Here is a 17911-nt window from a genome sequence, read left to right as displayed (position 1 = left end):
TGTCAAGTGCAATCGGAGCAAGCAAAAATTGTCTAAATATGTAGAACCATACCATTTTCAAATAAAGAGAGCGAGGATTTTCTATGGAAAAAGTATTAACTGCGAGTTATTTAGTTGTTGGCAATGTAGAACGGTATCGTCAAATTATGCGCTTTTTTTATAAGCGTCATCGACAAATGCAAGGAATTTTATATCGTCCAGAAATTCTACAAATGATGCAGGAAGAATTTTCTTCAAATTATGGACAATTAGAATTAGATCAAGATTTAGAGCAATTGGTAATATGGGGGAATTTACAAAAACAACAAGAGATGCTCCGTCCAAAAACAATTGAGGAATATCGTAACAAAAATTTTCGCTATCAAATTACGGAGAATGGTATCTTAATTGAAGAGATGGTCTATCAATTAATTCATCAGAAACATACAGCAAGAGGTGCATTGGATGAAAAGGGGATTCGAACACTGTTGCGATTATTAGAAAAATTAATAAATGAACCCGAAGATATTGTGGAATTATGGCAAAAAATTCGCGAGGAATTTCGCAAAGTCGGGGAAGATACAGCAAACTATATTGGTTATATTACTAGTCCAGAAGTAGATAGTCGAATGAAAACAGAACAATTTCTTGTATACAAAGATAAATTTGTTTCTTATTTGCGTGATTTCATTAGTACTCTACAAAATTTGTATCACCAATTTATTGTTGTAGTTAAACAATTTGATACAATTGAACAAGGAAAATTAATTGCAGGTATTTACCAAAAAGAGCAAGAAGTACCCATGATGGATCAGATTACTTATGAAGAGGTACAGGAGCAGGTTTTAGGAGAGATTCAAGCATTAAAAAATTGGTTTATTGGTACTGCAGATCGACCGAGTGAATACGAAAATTTAATGCAACAAACGGATCAAATGATCACTAAAATTACGGGTTTAATTTATTACTTTGGTCAAGAAATTCATCAATACCAAAGTCGTAACAAAGATTATTTACATTTGGCTAGATGGTTCTATCAAGCAGAAACGCTTGAAGACGCACAAAAAATGTATGCAGGTATTTTCGGGCTAGAACACAGTCGTCATTACTATGTAAATGAAGGAAGTAATACAACAAGTAATCGTGCCGATAGTTGGGCGTTACTTCCAGGAAAATTGCTTTTTCATGGACGAGGACGTGGCGTAGGTCAGGAACGACGTGCAAAAAGTTTTACCTTAAATAAAGTGGAACAACAAAAACAATTAGCAGAATTTAAAAAACAACAAATCCAATTTCGCCAAAAAATTGATAGCTATTTTCAAGAAGATTATTTAGATTTTTCTACGATTCAATCACTCGACAAACAAACTCGAACGGTATTTTTAAAATGGATAAGTTTGGCTATTTCTTCTTATATGCCTACAGCAATACAAAAACAAACAGTAATTACACAAAAAATTACGACAGAATTAGATTTTGCAGTTATGGTAACAGTTGATTTAACACAAGATATTACGGTTAGTTGTGAAGACGGTCAATTAGAGATGCCTAAAGTAGAGATGAGGAGAGTTGTATGAAACCAGAAGAATGGCGAAGAGCATTCAAACTACTTTTTGAAAATTTTTGGATTGTTCGTACAGTAGATTTTGATAGTTATAATTTTTTAAGGAGACATCAAAATGAATTACAAAAGGAATTACGGCGACGTTTTGGCATGAGTTTAGTGATTCGTCAGCAGTATATTCAATTGCTTAAACGACCACATAAACTTGCCTCTTGGATGGGTGATATTGGTTTTCAATCTTCTTTTGATTATGCCTTATTTTGTTGCGCTATGGCGTATATTGAAGGATTAGAAAACGAGACGCCTTTTATGTTAGATGAATTGATTCGTGATTTAGAGTTATTGGCGCCTGAAGAAATTTTTCTTGACTGGACCAATTACAATCAACGGAAAAGTTTGGTACGGGTAATCAAAAAATTACAAGAACTACATCTCATTGAAAAAATTCAAGGAGAAGAAGAAAATTTTGAGCAATCAGAAATGAACCAAGAAGTGTTGTTTACAACAACGACACAAGCACGGGCATTTTTATCGCGGGCGCCACAATCGTATATAGCGTATGAAAGTTTTGAGCACTACTGGCAAGACTTACAAACAAGCCGCAATCTGGAAGGAAACCAATTGTTATATCAACGTTTAATGATGGAGCCAGTCATTTATCGCACCGCAGAAAATGAAGAGATTTTTGTCCGCTTACGTAATTATTACTTCCATACACAAGAGTATATTGAAGACTACACAGATTTTTATTTTGAACTCTATCGTGACTATGCTGCGTTTACTCTCGAAAAAAGGGAAGGTTGGTCAGAAGTATTCCCTAGTCGACGGGTGGTTGATGAAATACTGATTCAATTAGCAACAATTCTCAGAGCAGATGGAGCAGATTACTCTGTGTATGGAGTGATAGAATTGACCGTAGAAGATTGGGAAGTATTGGTCAGAAAACTGCAACAAAGCTATTCTTCTTATTGGTCAAAAGAATTTAAAGAGATGTCGTTAGAACAACTATCAGTGACTTTACTGAATCGAGCAAAATCTTGGCAATTAATAGAAGAGAACGAAACAATTTCAATTTTGCCAGTCTTTGGTCGTTTAATTGCGGAAATGGAGGCGAAAATATGAGTAAATGGCTAATTAATCGGGTAGGATTGTTGAATTTTTGGTATTATCAAAATCAAATTTTTGAATTTGCCAATGGGAAAATGCTATTGCGTGGAACGAATGGTTCGGGAAAATCATTGACCATGCAAAGTTTATTTCCAGTCTTATTTGATGGGGATACAAGTGCATACCGTTTGGATTCGTTTGGTTCACGTGATCGCAAAATGGATGAATATTTGTTAGGTGAAAAAAATGTATCTGAAGAGGATGAGCGTACAGGCTATCTTTTTTTAGAAGTCAAAAAAGAAAATCGTGAGGAGTATTTAACGGTAGGAATTGGCTTACACGCACGTCGTGGAGGGAAATTAAGTAAGTGGTTTTTTGTTGTAGAAAATAATCAACGAATTGGGATTGATTTGGAACTTTATGAAGAGATACGTAAAGATGAATTGGTGCCGTTTACAAGAATAAAATTGAAAAATCGTTTAGAAGGAAAAGGACGTTTGTTTGAGACGCAACACGCATACAAAAAATTTGTGAATGAGCGAATTTTTGGTTTTAGTACTATGGAACAATTTGATGAATTGATTGCGTTATTAATTAATTTACGAAGCCCTAAATTATCTAAAGACTTTCGACCAACTGTGATTTATGGTATTTTACGAGACTCTTTACCTAAATTAAAAGAAGAAGAAGTGCTCACCTTATCGAAAACGATTGAACAATTAGAAGGACACCAAGAACGTTTAGGGAGTGTCACTACTGAAATCCGTGATTTGGATCGTTTTGCTAAAGTGTATATTCGCTGGCAGGAAGAGTTTATCGGACAAATTGCCGAAAAGTGGTTAGAGATTCGTAATACGAAAAATAGACGAACCAGAGACGTACAAACATTAAGTGAAGAAAATAAGCAAGTCATGTTGGAATTGAATCAAGAAGAAGTTTTGAAAATAGAAAATAATAATCAGTTAAAAGCATTAGAGCAGATTATTGAAGAATTACACCAACATGATGGAATTAACTTAGTCAGACGGGGAGAAGAATTAAAAGAAACATTAGATAGTATTGCACAAGATATTCACAACCAAACACAAAATAAACAACTAAAGCAACAACAATTAACAGATTATCAACAGACAGTGGATGCACAACAGCAACAACGAGAAAAATATGTGAAAGAGATGGAAGAATATCTAGAGGATAACGAGTGTGAAGGATATGCGACATTACTTCATTTAGAATTATTGGATAGCGACTATACCAAAAAATTTCAAGCGACTCTTTCCGAAAAAGAGTATGTGTACTGGCAATCAGAAATTACCAAACGAAAAAAACATTTTCAAGAATTGTCTCAACGTATTCAAAAATTTGAATATTTAGAAAGACAATTACGAACAGAAGAGCGAGCATTAGGTGAAATCCAACAAAAATTGGATGAATTACAACGTGATATGCGCCATTGGCAACAAACAAGACAAGATGAAATTGAACATTGGAAACAAGCTTTGGAGAGCTGGAGACAACACGCAGCTTTTCCGTTATCTGAGAAGCAGTCTGCTACAATTAGTTATCAAATGAATCTGTTATTGGAAGAAGAAATACGTGAAGAACAAGTGTTAGCGTTAGTGACAGAGAGCTATCAACAAGCTTTAACTGATAATCAAACACAACTGGTGGCATTAGAAAGCCATTGTCAAGAAGTCGAACAAAAAAAACAAAGACTTCAACAAGAAATCAGAGAATGGGAAGCACAAAAGATGCCTGTCGTTCCCCAATCTAAAGACCGACAAAAAAATCGTGACCAATTGACAGGAAAAAACTATGTACCATTTTATCAAAGTGTCGATTTTCTACCATCTGTTTCTCAAAATACGAAAGATGGCTTAGAAGGGGCGTTGTTTGCTTCAGGATTATTGGACAGTTTAATTTCCACAGAAGGCTTGTTATTGGCAGATGATAGCCAAATTTTGCCTAAACCAAAATTTTTTACGACGACACTTTCTGATTTTTTAACAGTTAATCAAGAAATTGACCCTATTTTACAACCATTGGTAGCCGATATTTTGCAAAGTGTTGTGGTTGACGAAGTGGATAGTGAATTGCCGAGTATTTTCCAAGAGGGTCATTATTATTTAGCGAATATCAAAGGGCAAATGCCAATCGACTATCAGGCTTCTTATATTGGTGCGACGAGTCAAGCTCGTTACCGACAAACGATGATTGCGAACTTACAACAAGAATTAGCTGTATGGAGCGAAGAGAGTCATCAATTAGCAATGCGTGTGGAAGAGAATAAAACAATACGTCAGGCAATTCAACAATCATATCAACAACGTCCAAAAGGCACCGAAGTTTATGAAGCAATTGATCAAAAAAACAAAGTATTAAATGAATGGCAGTCAGAACAAGGCGTATTTGAGCGTAAACAGCAAGAAGTCAATCGTTATATCCAGCAAATGAGGCAAGAAACCATTGTGCTCCATGACTTAGCTGCAGGAGATGGACTCGCTTTAAAATCAACTGTGTACCAGGAGATGGTCACTTATGCAGAAAATTATAGTGCAAATATTAAAGATGCCTATACACAATACCAATTGTTAAGTAGCAATTATCAACATATGGATTCTTTGCAAAAAACAGTCCGTTTATATCAAAGAGAAGTAGAAGAATTAATTCAAATGATTGATGAGCTAAATGCTGCCTACCACCGACATGAACGTTTTGTTAAAGAAAATTTAAAACAACAAGAAATTGCTAATGTTGAAGCTTTACAACAACAGCTTCATACTGCGCGTCAAGAAAAGCATAGTCGTGATGAACTGCGTAATCGTACAGAAGATAACATCATTCTTTTGAGTCAAAAAGTAGCTGAAAATCAAGTAAAGCTAACGGCGAATCAAGAAGAATTGGCACTGATTACGTACCAAGAACGTCTTTGGCAACAACTATTTGAAAAAGAAGTCTATCAAATGACAAATGATAGCAACTATCAAAATCAATTGGTTACTTTAGCGAGAGAAAAACGTCGAACAGTCGATGTGAAACGTTTGAAATCAAGAAGTGATAATGTGATTAAACAATTCAGTTTTATTCGTGAGCAATTACCAGATTATCAACCGAGCTTGAACACAGTCACTTGTGTAGATATCCCATCAGAAAACCAACAATTGGGAGAATTTTTATATTATAACCAATACCAGAAACCTGCCTTTTTATCTGAAGGACAAACACAGACTGTTTTTGATTTATTAGAACAATTAAAGGCACAAAAGTTAACCTTGCAAGACTTATTACAAAAAGACGATGAAAAATTATTTAAACGAGTGATTTTGGAATCCGTTGGCAATATTTTGCGTGTTCGGATCAATCAGTCCATGGAATGGATTGAAAAAATGAATCGTTTGTTGCAAGAACAAAAAAATTCTTCAGGATTATCATTATCTATTCATTGGAAAGGTCTTGCAAGTACGTCAGAAAAAGACTTAGGAACTAAAAAACTAGTGTCGCTATTACAAAAACCAGTAACACTTTTATCTGAAACGGATCGTCTGGCAATTTCACGCCATTTCCAAGAAAAAGTACAACTTGCACAAGACATCGCGCAACAAAATGAGGAAAATCGTAGTACGTTATTCCAAGCGATTACACAAGTCTTGGATTATAGAGATTGGTTTGAGTTTGAGTTGACATATAAACGGGCAAATGAAGGCTATCAATCACAAACTCTTTCAGACAAGAAATTCAATCAATTTAGTGGGGGAGAAAAAGCTATTTCGATGTATTTACCACTTTTTGCGGCAGTTCATTCACGCTATTCAGATGCCAAAGAGTTTTGTCCAAAAATGATTACTTTGGATGAAGCATTTGCTGGTATTGATGATCGTAATATTGCGGAATTATTCAAAGCATGTGAACAATTAGGATTCAATTATGTGATGAATTCGCAAGCGCTATTTGGAGACTATCCGACTGTTTCTCAACTGATGATTTATGAATTGTTACGTCCACAAAATATCAATTTAGTAACGGCAATTCGTTATTATTGGGATGGCAATCAGAAGCATCTTTTATTAGAGGAGTTGATAATGGATGAATAACGGAGACTTTTTCAATAAGCCCATTTTTTTCTTATTAGCTAAAGAGTGTCATCGAAGATATTATTTAAATGGCGATTTCGGTAAATCCATTCAAATAAAGTCATTGGGCAAAGTTGATACGCTACCGCTGGCACAATTTTTGGGTTATACACCTCTTGAATGGCGTAAAAAAAAACAATTATCGATTCCAGAGTTCGAGCAAGCTCTGACTGAAAGTATCTTATCATGGACGATTGTAGATTTTATTACTTTTTTAATCAAAGAAGAACTTATTTTAAAGGCAGATGTAAACAAACAAAACGAAGATAGGTACATGCAATTTTTAAATAAATTAGAGACTATTGATCCGCTTTTTTGTAGACAGCTTACCGATAAACAACTTCAGAGTTGGTTTAAAAAAGAGGAAATGTCATGGGACAGTTTTAAAATAGTCGCGGATGCGTTGAAAAATCTTCCCAAAAAATACACACGAATGCCTGTGTTTGCTTTTCAGCAAACAGGAAATCCTCACGCTTTTGATGAAGGAACAGAGACGGGTAATTTATTCTTGCAAGTATTAACTACTTATTCAACTGCGGATGACTCTACTGAGATAGCAGAAACAGAACACAAGCATCAGTTGTTAGGAGAGTTTTATTTATTAAGAGACGACATCAAAAATTATGTTGCAGCAAGTGGTTTATTGGGATACAAGGAAGATAGGAACGAAATGTGGTATCAAGCTTGTTTGACACAGTGCTCTTGGAATATTCCGTTGAAAGAAATTTTACAGACAACTACTATTCAACCGTTTGTGGGTAATAAAGTTTTAGTTGTTGAAAATTCAGGTGTGTACTCTATTTTGATAGATAGATTTCCCGATGTTCCTATTATTTGTTCTAGTGGACAATTTACCTATGCTGTTTGGTGTATGTTACGAAAATTAGTAGCAAGTAAGACACAGTTATATTATGTGGGAGATATGGATCCAGAAGGCCTAATCATGGCGCAAAAGTTGTTAAAGTTATTTCCTGATCATGCTCAGACAATAGGCATGTCACTTGTAAATTTTACCGAGGCGTGTACCGAGGTAAAGTTGAACGAAAGACGCTATAAAAAATTACGTGCTATTGAAGATGTACAACTAAAGGAAATTGCCCAATACATGCAACAAACACAAACAATTGCAATGCAAGAAGGGTTTATTGAATTGCTAATAGAAGAAATCACAGAAGTTTTTGTATCATAGGAATCATCCACTGAAACTATCGCAATGTAGTTTTGGTGGGTTTTTACCGATTTGTTATTTTTGCAAAAGCCGATATTATTACCAATCATATGAACCTAAATGCAACCAATATTGCTTTTTTTGCTAAAAAACATTTTCAAAAAATGCAACAAACACCTTATTTTCTAAATATGGGGCGTGGCGCTTGTATCGTTGAAGAAGATTTGGTGGAGGCGTTAGATAGTGGTAGCTTAAAAGGGGCTGCATTAGATGTTTTAGCCGATGAAACACCAGATTTAGTCAATCATCCCCTAGTTGGACGAACCAATGTCTTAGTAACCCCACATGCAGCATTTTATACAACAAACTCTATTCGAGAACTGCAACGTATTTCTGCCGAGAATATTGTGTACTATTTACGTGGCGAAAAAGAGAAAGTGTTTCGGTTGGTGGAGTAACTGAGGAAAGTTTAGTAGAATGGAAATAATACGAAATTGTAAATACTTTTGAAGGATGCGTTATGCAATGATAAAAAAACAAATTAATGTAGTTGGTGCTATTTTAATAAATGAGGGAAAAATTTTATGTGCTCAACGTGGTGAAGAAAAATCTTTAGCATATTTATGGGAATTTCCTGGTGGAAAAATAGAAACGGGAGAGACTCCTAGACAAGCGTTAAAAAGAGAACTGTCAGAAGAACTGTTAATTCAGGTTGAAGTAGCAGAAGAAATCTTTGAAACAACAACTCACAACTATGACTTTGGAACAGTTCAATTAACCACGTTTATTTGTCAATTAAAGCAAGGCTCACCAATATTGACAGAACATATTGCAATAAAATGGTTAGAACCTTCTAAGTTGACGTCTTTAGATTGGGCGCCTGCGGATATTCCTGCTGTAAAAAAAATTCAACAAATAATGTAACGGGGGGCGAAATATGGATGTACTAGAAAGATCTTTATATAAAGGATTTATTGATAAAAATATTGCCAATTCTGTATATGATCCCAAAATCATCATTAATAATCCAGATAGAAAAGAGTTTTTTTTAAATACATTACAAGCCGAACTGGAACTATGTGATGATTTCTTTTTCTCGATCGCATTTATAACTCAAAGCGGTTTGAGTGCGCTGAAAACGCAATTATCTGATTTAAATCAACGTGGAATCAAAGGAAAAATTTTAACATCTACTTTCTTGGCATTTAATAAACCAGAAGTTTTCGAAGACTTATTAAATTTGCCCAATGTTGAAGTGAAGATTTCAGATAAAAAAGGATTCCATGCTAAAGGATATTTATTTACACAGAAAGGTTATCAATCCTTTATTATTGGTAGTTCTAATCTAACAATGAATGCATTAAAAATTAACTATGAATGGAATATTCGCCTCACTTCTTATGATCATGGAGATGTTATTTATCAGCTAAAAAATGATTTAACTACGACATGGAATGAAGCAAGGCCATTGACGAAAGCCTGGATTAACGAATATCGTCAAAATTATCAACCAATTTTGAGAAAAACATTGGAAAAAAGTGTAGTGGAGGATAATTCACTTCCGTATATTGTACCTAATAAAATGCAAACAGCTGCTTTAAATAATCTAAAAATATTAAGATCAAATGGTGAAAAAAAAGGATTAATTATTTCTGCTACTGGAACAGGAAAAACCTTTCTTGCGGCATTTGACGTTTTGCAATTTAAACCTAAAAAAATGCTTTTTATTGTTCATCGTGAGCAAATATTAAACAAAGCGATGGCAGATTTTAAGAAAATTATTGGTGGAGAAGATACAGATTTTGGTATTTTATCTGGGAATAGAAAAGACGTCCATGCGACCTATTTATTTGCCACTATTCAAACTATTTCTAAAGAAAAATATCTTCATGGATTCTTAAAAAATAGTTTCGATTATATTCTAATAGACGAAGTTCATAAGGCGGGGGCTCAATCTTATTTAAAAGTGCTAGATTATTTTGAACCTGAATTTTTGTTAGGTATGACTGCGACTCCTGAGCGTACTGGAAAAGATGAGCGTCTAAATATTTTCGAATTATTTGATTATAATGTTGCTTATGAAATTCGTTTGCAAGAAGCATTAGAAGAAGAGTTGCTATGCCCATTTCATTATTTTGGAGTAACAGATTATGAACGAAATGGTGAGATAATTTCAGAAACAAGTGATTTACAAGATTTAGTTACACATGAGCGAGTGAATTTTCTGATTGAAAAAATTCACTATTATGGATGTTATGAGAATAATCCTAAAGGGCTTGTATTTTGTAGTCAAAAAGAAGAGGCAAAAAAACTATCGCAAAGTTTTAATGAAAGAGGATTTCCTTCAACATATTTGACAGGAGATCATAGTATTGAAGAACGTGAAAAACAAGTTATCCTGTTAGAAGAAGGAAAATTACAATATATTTTTACAGTGGATATTTTCAATGAAGGTATTGATATACCTAAAGTCAATCAAGTAGTAATGCTTCGGAATACGCAATCAAGTATTATATTTATTCAACAATTAGGGAGAGGTCTACGTAAAGATAGCTCAAAAGAATATGTGACTGTGATTGATTTTATAGGCAATTATAAAAATAACTATATGATTCCAATGGCGCTTTCAGGAGATAATACACGAAATAAAAATAATCTAAGACAGGATACGTTTGAAACAAATTATATTACGGGAGTTTCAGTAGTCAATTTTGAAAAGATTGCAAAAGAACGTATTTTTGAATCGATTAATGCAGCATCTTTAGACTCAATGAAAGAATTAAAAGCAGCTTACTATCAATTAAAACATCGCATAAATAAGGTACCATCTTTACTTGATTTTCAACAATCCGGTGTGATTGATGTGGGAATTATCGCTACTAAATATAAGAATTATTATGAATTTTTAGTCAAGTTAAAGGAAAATGAAGAGATTATTACATCAAAGGAAAGCAAAATTCTATCTTTTATTACCACAGAAATTTTACCTGGTATGAGAAAACAAGAGATAGTTTTATTACAAGAATTATTAATAAAAGAAAGTTTGACTTATGATGAATTACAATTATTATTTTTTAAAAATCACTTATCAAATGATTTTCTGACAATTAAATCTGTTTTAAAGGTGTTATCTTTAGAATTTTATACAGGAACTTTTAGAACAAATTATAAAGGCGCTGAATTAATTGCAGTTAATCAGGAGAATATTTGTTTGTCCGAAACACTAAAACAAGGGAAAAAAAATCGCTATTTTATGAAACTTTTGGAAGATTTAATTAAAGTTTCTGAAATTCGTTCTCAAGAATATGATACACAAAATCCATTAACTCTATATAAAAAATATCGTCGACGGGATGTCTTGCGTTTATTAAATTGGGAAGAAATGATGGTTGAACAAAATATTGGCGGTTACACGTATAAAGAAGAGTACAAAAAATTTGTCATTTTTGTGACTTTAGAAAAGGGAGATAATTTCCAAGGTGCTTTATTAGCTTATGAAGATGAATTATTGGATCAGGATAATATGAAATATTTTACCAAAGCTCCTAGAACAATTAATTCTCCAGAAGTAAAAATTTTTCAAAGTCATCAAGATTGGGAATTTTATATGTTTGTCCAAAAATCAGATGATGAAGGAAGAGATTTTTATTATTTAGGACAAGTAGAGCCTGTATCTAATACAATTAAACAAGAAGAAAAAGTAGTTAATGATGGAAAAAAATTAAGCGTTGTTCAGTTGAAATTAAAATTTAAAACCACGATAGAGAATAAATTGTATCATTATTTAAAAGAAGATAAATAATGATATATCCCTACAAAAATACTCAATCAAATACATCAATTAATTGAGTGTTAGTTGTAGAAGTGATTATTCAAGAGAAAGTCCAAAAAATGCAATCAACGATCCGATTGCTAACAACGAAAGGAGTAGTCTTATGCGAGCATTAATTTTTGATGTGGATGATACGTTATATGATCAATTGGTTCCATTTGAACGAGCGATTCAAGAACAATTGGTCTTTCCAGCAGAGAAAATGGAAAAATTGTATTTGGAATTTCGAAAAGTGAGTGATGCGTATTTTCATTTGTCTGAAAGTGGCGGTATTGCGATGGAAGATATGCGGGTTTTGCGCATTCAACGGGCGTGTGATCAATTTGATATTGAACTCTCTCACCAGCAAGCATTGGCTTTTCAAGCGGATTATGCACGTTTTCAAGGTGACATTGAACTAACTGTTGATATGAAAGAGGCACTACAATTTTGTCAGGAAGAGAATATTCCAACAGGCGTCATTACCAATGGACCAACCGCACATCAATGGAAAAAAGTGCATCAATTGGGCTTAATGAAGTGGATTCCTGAAAATCAAATTTTTATTTCTTCTCAAGTCGGAATTGCTAAACCGGATGTACGACTATTCCGTCATGTGGAGCAAGTGATGTCGTTAGTTCCCGAAGAAACAACGTATATCGGCGATTCGTATGCCAATGATATTGTTGGCGCGAAAGATGCGGGATGGCAAGCCATTTGGTTGAATCGCAGGCAGCATCCTGCAACGGAGATGACACCTAGGCAAGATTATTTATTAGAAGAAAAGCAACTCGCCACACCACTCATTAAAAAAATATTTTTGAACTAATGCTAAGTATTTCTAATCAGCAAATGATTGGAAATACTTTTTTTATCGAATGGCAACAAGTTACATTATTCACGATTTGTGCATAAATCTAGTGAATTTCAACACAATATATGTTGGAAAATTATTCTGCTTGTGATAATATGAATTAGTTGCAAGGAGGATAACGAAATGATTGAATTAATCGCTACTGTTGAATCAATAGAACAAGCAAAAGAATTATTGCCAATCGTTGATACGATTTTCTTTGGAGAAGAATTATTTGGGCTACGTTTGCCACATTCTTTTTCAAGAGAAGAACAAAAAGAATTAGTCAAACTTGCGCATCAAGCTGGCAAACAAGCGATGGTCGCTGTTAATGGGCTGATGCATCCTGAAAAAATGAAGTTGATTCCTGAATATTTAGCTTTTTTAAACGAACTGAATGTCGACAAAATTTCTGTTGGGGACGTAGGTGTTATCTATGTTCTTAACAAACACCCTGAATGGCAATTATCCTTTGTTTATGATGGGGAAACGCTAGTTACCAGTGCGCGTCAAATTAATTTTTGGGCAAAACGTGGCGCAAGTGGTGCTGTATTAGCGCGTGAAGTCCCTATTGATGAAATGAAAAATTTGGTTGAAACTGTGGAAGTTCCTGTAGAAGTTTTGGTCTATGGCGCAACGTGTATCCATCAATCAAAACGTCCGCTGTTGCAAAATTACTATAATTTTACGCAACAGACAGAAGACAAAAGCAAAGCGCGAGGCTTATTTTTATCTGAACCCAAAAAAGACCATACGCATTATTCGATTTACGAAGATAGTCATGGCACACATATTTTTGCTAGTAATGATGTTTGTTTAATCAAAGAATTGGATGATTTAAACGACATTGGTTACCAAACTTGGAAGCTTGATGGGGTCTTTAGTAGTGGTCAGCACTTTGTTGAAATTGCGCGTTTGTTTCATCAAGCACGTCAAGCGGTGTTAGCGAATGAATGGACGGAAGCTTTAGCAGAAGACTTGTACAAAAAAGTACAAACTTTACATCCAGAAAATCGTGAATTAGATACCGGTTTTTATTATATTGAACCAAGTAAAATTAAATAAGGAGCAAACAATATGACGGTAAAACAAGCGTTAAAACGCCCAGAAGTCTTAGCTCCAGCTGGGACTTTAGAAAAATTAAAAACAGCCATTCGTTACGGCGCAGATGCGGTATATATTGGCGGGAATGCTTATGGACTTCGTAGCCGTGCAGGGAATTTCACTTATGAACAGATGGCAGAAGGTGTAGCATTTGCGAAAGCACATGATGCAAAAGTGTATGTTGCAGCCAATATGGTCACGCATGAACAAAATCAAGCAGGTGCAGGAGAATTTTTCCGTGAATTGCGTGATGTAGGAATTTCAGCCGTGATTGTCTCTGATCCAGCATTAATTGAAATTTGCGCGACAGAAGCACCGGGATTGCCGATCCATTTATCGACGCAAGCTTCTGCAACGAACTACGAAACGCTTGAATTTTGGAAAGAAGAGGGCTTGGAGCGTGTGGTTCTTGCACGTGAAGTATCAATGGCCGAAGTAGCCGAAATTCGCAAAAATACAGATGTTGAAATTGAGGCATTTATTCATGGTGCGATGTGTATTTCATACTCTGGACGTTGTACGTTATCCAATCATATGGCCATGCGTGACGCCAATCGAGGAGGATGTTGTCAGTCTTGTCGTTGGAAATATGATTTATACGACTTGCCATTTGGTGGCGAACGTCATAGTTTAACTAAAAATGGCACGACAGAAGAATTTTCCATGAGTGCCGTAGACATGTCGATGATTGAGCATATTCCTGATTTGATTCAAAACGGTGTCGATAGTTTTAAAATTGAAGGACGTATGAAATCCATTCATTACGTATCTACGGTAGCGAATGTCTATAAAGCAGCAGTAGATAGTTATATGGCAGACCCTGAAAATTATGTCTGCAAACAAGAATGGATTGATGAGTTGTGGAAAGTTGCTCAGCGTGAATTAGCAACAGGCTTTTATTACAATACGCCTTCTGAAAATGAACAACTATTTGGTGAACGACGCAAAATTCCCGAATACAAATTTGTCGGTGAAGTGTTAAGTTATGATGAAATAACCAAAATGGCAACGATTCGCCAACGTAATTTATTTGAATTGGGTGATGAAATTGAGTTTTATGGTCCAGGATTCCATCATTTTGAGCAAGTCGTTACAGAGATGTACGATGAAGAAGACCAGTCTATTGATCGTGCACCAAACCCGATGATGTTGCTAACGATGCCCGTTGTACAACCTGTGCAACCCGGAGATATGATTCGTAAACGCAAATAAATGTAAAGCTAAAACAGAGAAAACCAATCTGTTTTAGCTTTTTTGTTTTTATTGTATGATACAGAAAATAGAGAAAGAACAAAAATATGCTTTCTGTAAGGGGGTTAGGAAAAACAAATGGAGATAACAGAAGTTCATTACGTAACTCCAGCACATCTAGAACTGTTACTGGAGGCCGATCCATCAAAGGACTTAGTAGAGGAATACCTAGACAGAGGAACGTTATGGGAAGCAACCATTACTGGAAAAATCGTTGGTGTCATAGCCATTATCCCCACACGTCCAGAAACAGTGGAAATTGTTAATCTAGCTGTACATGAGGATTACCGAGGTCAAGGAATTGCGCAGGAATTACTGAATTATATCTTGAATGAAGCTAAAAGAAGTCACTATCGAACGGTAGAAATAGGCACAGGCAGTACAGGTATGACGCAGTTATATTTGTATCAAAAATGTGGGTTTCGAATGACATCTATTGATCGTGATTTTTTTGTGCGTCATTACGCAGAGCCAATCATTGAAAATGGGTTGGTTTTAAAAGATATGGTACGCTTATCGCAAGACATCTGAAATTCTTGACGGATTAGCAGGCTAATGATAGCGTGAAGAAGAAAGTAGAATGATTGGAGGAAATCGTGTGGAAACATTTGATTATATTGTTATCGGTGGAGGTAGTGGCGGAATTGCCTCGGCAAATCGTGCAGGAATGTACGGTGCAAAAGTCTTATTAATAGAAGGTAATGAACTAGGTGGTACCTGTGTAAACGTCGGGTGTGTACCTAAGAAAGTTATGTGGCAAGCAAGTGAAATTTATGAAACCATTAAGCGTGATGCAAAGGGTTATGGGATTTATCCACATGTGGATAACTTTGATTTCAGTGAACTTGTGGATAACCGAGAAAAGTATATTAAGTTCTTACATGGGGCATACCAAAGGGGACTAGATAGTAATAATATCAAGGTAGTTAAAGGTTATGCACAGCTTGTGGATAACTCGACTATCGAGGTAAATGGAGAGAAATTTACCGCGTCAAATATCTTAATTGCCGTGGGAGGACAACCGAGTGCCTTGGATGTTCCTGGGGGAGAATATGCGATTGATTCTAATGGTTTTTTTGAGTTAACAAAAGCACCCAACCATTTAATTGTTTTGGGAGCAGGTTATATTGCAGCCGAAATTGCAGGTGTTATGAACGGTTTGGGGAGTAAAGTCTCATGGGCTTTCCGTAAAGAACGTCCATTACGTCATTTCGATAAAATGTTAGCAGACAATCTAGTAGAAATTTATCAAGAACAAGAAATGGCGATTTATGCTAATTCGGTTCCAGCAAAAATTGAAAAAAATGGTGAAGAATATACTGTTACGTTTGAAAACGGTCAGTCGTTAACGGGTGATTGTGTATTATTTGCTGGGGGACGTAAACCAAGTGTGGATAACTTGGGCTTAGAAAATACAGATGTCCAATTAGACGAACGTGGATTTATCCACGTGGATAAATTCCAAAACACTACTGCTCAAGGTATTTATGCAGTAGGCGATGTGATTGGGAAAATTGATCTAACGCCTGTTGCTATTGCCGCAGGTCGCCGTTTATCGGAACGTTTGTTTAATGGACAAACGGATTTGTACTTGGATTATAACTTAGTACCAACCGTTGTCTTCACACACCCACCGATTGCGACGATTGGTTTAACGGAAGAAGAAGCAGTAGAAAAATATGGTGAAGAAGTCAAAGTCTACCGTTCTCGTTTTACCCCAATGTATTTTGCTTTAAACGAATATCGCCAAAAATGTGAAATGAAGTTGGTCTGTGTTGGGAAAGAAGAAAAAATCGTTGGATTGCATGGTATTGGTGTGGGTGTCGACGAGATGCTTCAAGGCTTTGCTGTGGCAATTAAAATGGGCGCAACCAAAGCTGATTTTGATAACACAGTAGCGATTCACCCAACTGGTGCAGAAGAATTTGTAACAATGCGTTAAGGAAAAGTCTGGTTGCGACCAGACTTTTTTTACGAACATTTTCTGCCTTTTTTTCAAGAAACGATGAGGATTGGTTGACCTGTACGTGGGAAAATTGTAGGATGATGGCAAGGTTCTTTGTTGATAAGGAGGGGTTAGATGGGAAAATATTTAGTTTTGCAGACGGATTTTGGTTTAAGTGATGGTGCGGTGAGTGCGATGCATGGTGTTGCACATATGGTTAGTTCAGAGGTAGTGGTGCAAGATTTGACGCATGATATTCCACCATACGATATTTGGGTAGCGTCTTATCGTTTGTATCAAACGGTGAAATACTGGCCGAAAGGGACGGTCTTTGTGTCCGTGGTCGATCCGGGAGTGGGGAGTGATCGTCGAAGTATTGCTTGTGAAACAAACTCGGGACATATTATTATTACACCAGACAATGGTTCTTTGACACATGTTCAGCATTATGAAGGGTTGAAAGAAGTACGTATAATTAATGAGGTAGAAAGTCGTTTACCTCATTCAGAAGAAAGCCATACATTTCACGGCCGAGATATTTATGCGTATAATGGCGCACGCTTAGCGAGTGGTGAAATTTCATTTTCTGCCTTAGGTGAGGTTCTGCCAAGCGAAGAAATTACCACACTTCCATTAGTGGAGGCTACGAATAACCAACACATTTTAACTGGAAGCATTGATGTGCTTGACGTTCGTTTTGGTTCACTTTGGACCAATATTCCCTTAGCTTTTTTACAAGAGGAAGGCATTGTGCATGGTGATTCATTACAAGTAACAATTTTCCATAATGGCAAAAAGATTTACCAAAATATTCTTCAATTTGCCCGTTCATTTGCGGATGTTCAAGTAGGAGAACCTTTAGTTTATGTTAATTCGTTAGTGAATATTGGCGTTGCGGTCAATCAGGATTCTTTTTCGGACTTATATCATATTGGTACAGGCACGCAATGGCAAATTCAACTACGAAAAGCACCAAAAATAATTTTTGAGGAAGTGTAA

At 35.5% G+C, this 17911-nt stretch carries 13 protein-coding genes; all 13 read left to right on the top strand.

What is annotated here, in order from left to right:
* Positions 1-83: 83 nt before the first annotated feature.
* The 13 genes from PYW32_RS12860 (at position 84) to PYW32_RS12800 (ending at position 17911) form a co-directional block, all read left to right on the top strand.
* On the top strand, positions 84-1556 hold the full coding sequence (locus PYW32_RS12860) for a TIGR02677 family protein (protein WP_016173872.1): 1473 nt from the start codon (positions 84-86) through the stop codon (positions 1554-1556).
* A complete protein-coding gene (locus tag PYW32_RS12855) occupies positions 1553-2665 on the top strand; it encodes a TIGR02678 family protein (protein WP_016173873.1) in 1113 nt (370 codons plus the stop codon). Before PYW32_RS12860 ends, PYW32_RS12855 begins: the two co-directional genes overlap by 4 nt.
* Positions 2662-6741: a TIGR02680 family protein gene (locus tag PYW32_RS12850; RefSeq protein ID WP_016173874.1), complete on the top strand. Its 4080-nt coding sequence runs from the start codon at positions 2662-2664 to the stop codon at positions 6739-6741. The genes PYW32_RS12855 and PYW32_RS12850 overlap by 4 nt, the downstream gene beginning before the upstream one ends.
* Positions 6734-7969 (top strand): TIGR02679 domain-containing protein, encoded by a 1236-nt coding sequence (locus tag PYW32_RS12845; RefSeq protein WP_016173875.1) that lies wholly within the window; start codon positions 6734-6736, stop codon positions 7967-7969. Before PYW32_RS12850 ends, PYW32_RS12845 begins: the two co-directional genes overlap by 8 nt.
* A 35-nt stretch (positions 7970-8004) precedes the next feature.
* The gene (locus tag PYW32_RS12840; RefSeq protein WP_016173876.1) at positions 8005-8406 is read left to right on the top strand and encodes an NAD(P)-dependent oxidoreductase; all 402 of its coding nucleotides are present in this window, start codon (positions 8005-8007) and stop codon (positions 8404-8406) included.
* Positions 8407-8473: 67 nt separating this feature from the next.
* The gene (locus tag PYW32_RS12835; RefSeq protein ID WP_016173877.1) at positions 8474-8872 is read left to right on the top strand and encodes a (deoxy)nucleoside triphosphate pyrophosphohydrolase; all 399 of its coding nucleotides are present in this window, start codon (positions 8474-8476) and stop codon (positions 8870-8872) included.
* 13 nt (positions 8873-8885) lie between these two features.
* Complete coding sequence (locus tag PYW32_RS12830) at positions 8886-11750, top strand: DEAD/DEAH box helicase (RefSeq protein ID WP_016173878.1); 2865 nt, start codon at positions 8886-8888, stop codon at positions 11748-11750.
* A gap of 133 nt (positions 11751-11883) precedes the next feature.
* Positions 11884-12588, top strand: a complete 705-nt coding sequence (locus tag PYW32_RS12825) for an HAD family hydrolase (RefSeq protein WP_016173879.1) — start codon at positions 11884-11886, stop codon at positions 12586-12588.
* 168 nt (positions 12589-12756) lie between these two features.
* On the top strand, positions 12757-13677 hold the full coding sequence (locus PYW32_RS12820; RefSeq protein ID WP_016173880.1) for a peptidase U32 family protein: 921 nt from the start codon (positions 12757-12759) through the stop codon (positions 13675-13677).
* Positions 13678-13689: 12 nt separating this feature from the next.
* On the top strand, positions 13690-14928 hold the full coding sequence (locus PYW32_RS12815; RefSeq protein WP_016173881.1) for a peptidase U32 family protein: 1239 nt from the start codon (positions 13690-13692) through the stop codon (positions 14926-14928).
* 117 nt (positions 14929-15045) lie between these two features.
* On the top strand, positions 15046-15498 hold the full coding sequence (locus tag PYW32_RS12810) for a GNAT family N-acetyltransferase (RefSeq protein ID WP_016173882.1): 453 nt from the start codon (positions 15046-15048) through the stop codon (positions 15496-15498).
* Positions 15499-15565: 67 nt separating this feature from the next.
* Positions 15566-16909 (top strand): glutathione-disulfide reductase, encoded by a 1344-nt coding sequence (gene gor / locus PYW32_RS12805; RefSeq protein ID WP_016173883.1) that lies wholly within the window; start codon positions 15566-15568, stop codon positions 16907-16909.
* 138 nt (positions 16910-17047) lie between these two features.
* Positions 17048-17911 (top strand): SAM hydrolase/SAM-dependent halogenase family protein, encoded by an 864-nt coding sequence (locus PYW32_RS12800; RefSeq protein WP_016173884.1) that lies wholly within the window; start codon positions 17048-17050, stop codon positions 17909-17911.

This window comes from Enterococcus saccharolyticus subsp. saccharolyticus, from assembly GCF_029023825.1.
Classification (GTDB): Bacteria; Bacillota; Bacilli; order Lactobacillales; family Enterococcaceae; genus Enterococcus_F; species Enterococcus_F saccharolyticus.
This window is presented reverse-complemented; position numbering and strand designations above follow the sequence as displayed.

Coding starts and splice junctions, on each gene's coding strand:
- PYW32_RS12820 (WP_016173880.1), top strand. CDS start 12,757: ATGATTGAATTAATCGCTACTGTTGAATCAATAGAACAAGCAAAAGAA.
- PYW32_RS12855 (WP_016173873.1), top strand. CDS start 1,553: ATGAAACCAGAAGAATGGCGAAGAGCATTCAAACTACTTTTTGAAAAT.
- PYW32_RS12850 (WP_016173874.1), top strand. CDS start 2,662: ATGAGTAAATGGCTAATTAATCGGGTAGGATTGTTGAATTTTTGGTAT.
- PYW32_RS12845 (WP_016173875.1), top strand. CDS start 6,734: ATGAATAACGGAGACTTTTTCAATAAGCCCATTTTTTTCTTATTAGCT.
- PYW32_RS12835 (WP_016173877.1), top strand. CDS start 8,474: ATGATAAAAAAACAAATTAATGTAGTTGGTGCTATTTTAATAAATGAG.
- PYW32_RS12830 (WP_016173878.1), top strand. CDS start 8,886: ATGGATGTACTAGAAAGATCTTTATATAAAGGATTTATTGATAAAAAT.
- PYW32_RS12800 (WP_016173884.1), top strand. CDS start 17,048: ATGGGAAAATATTTAGTTTTGCAGACGGATTTTGGTTTAAGTGATGGT.
- PYW32_RS12810 (WP_016173882.1), top strand. CDS start 15,046: ATGGAGATAACAGAAGTTCATTACGTAACTCCAGCACATCTAGAACTG.
- PYW32_RS12825 (WP_016173879.1), top strand. CDS start 11,884: ATGCGAGCATTAATTTTTGATGTGGATGATACGTTATATGATCAATTG.
- PYW32_RS12815 (WP_016173881.1), top strand. CDS start 13,690: ATGACGGTAAAACAAGCGTTAAAACGCCCAGAAGTCTTAGCTCCAGCT.
- PYW32_RS12860 (WP_016173872.1), top strand. CDS start 84: ATGGAAAAAGTATTAACTGCGAGTTATTTAGTTGTTGGCAATGTAGAA.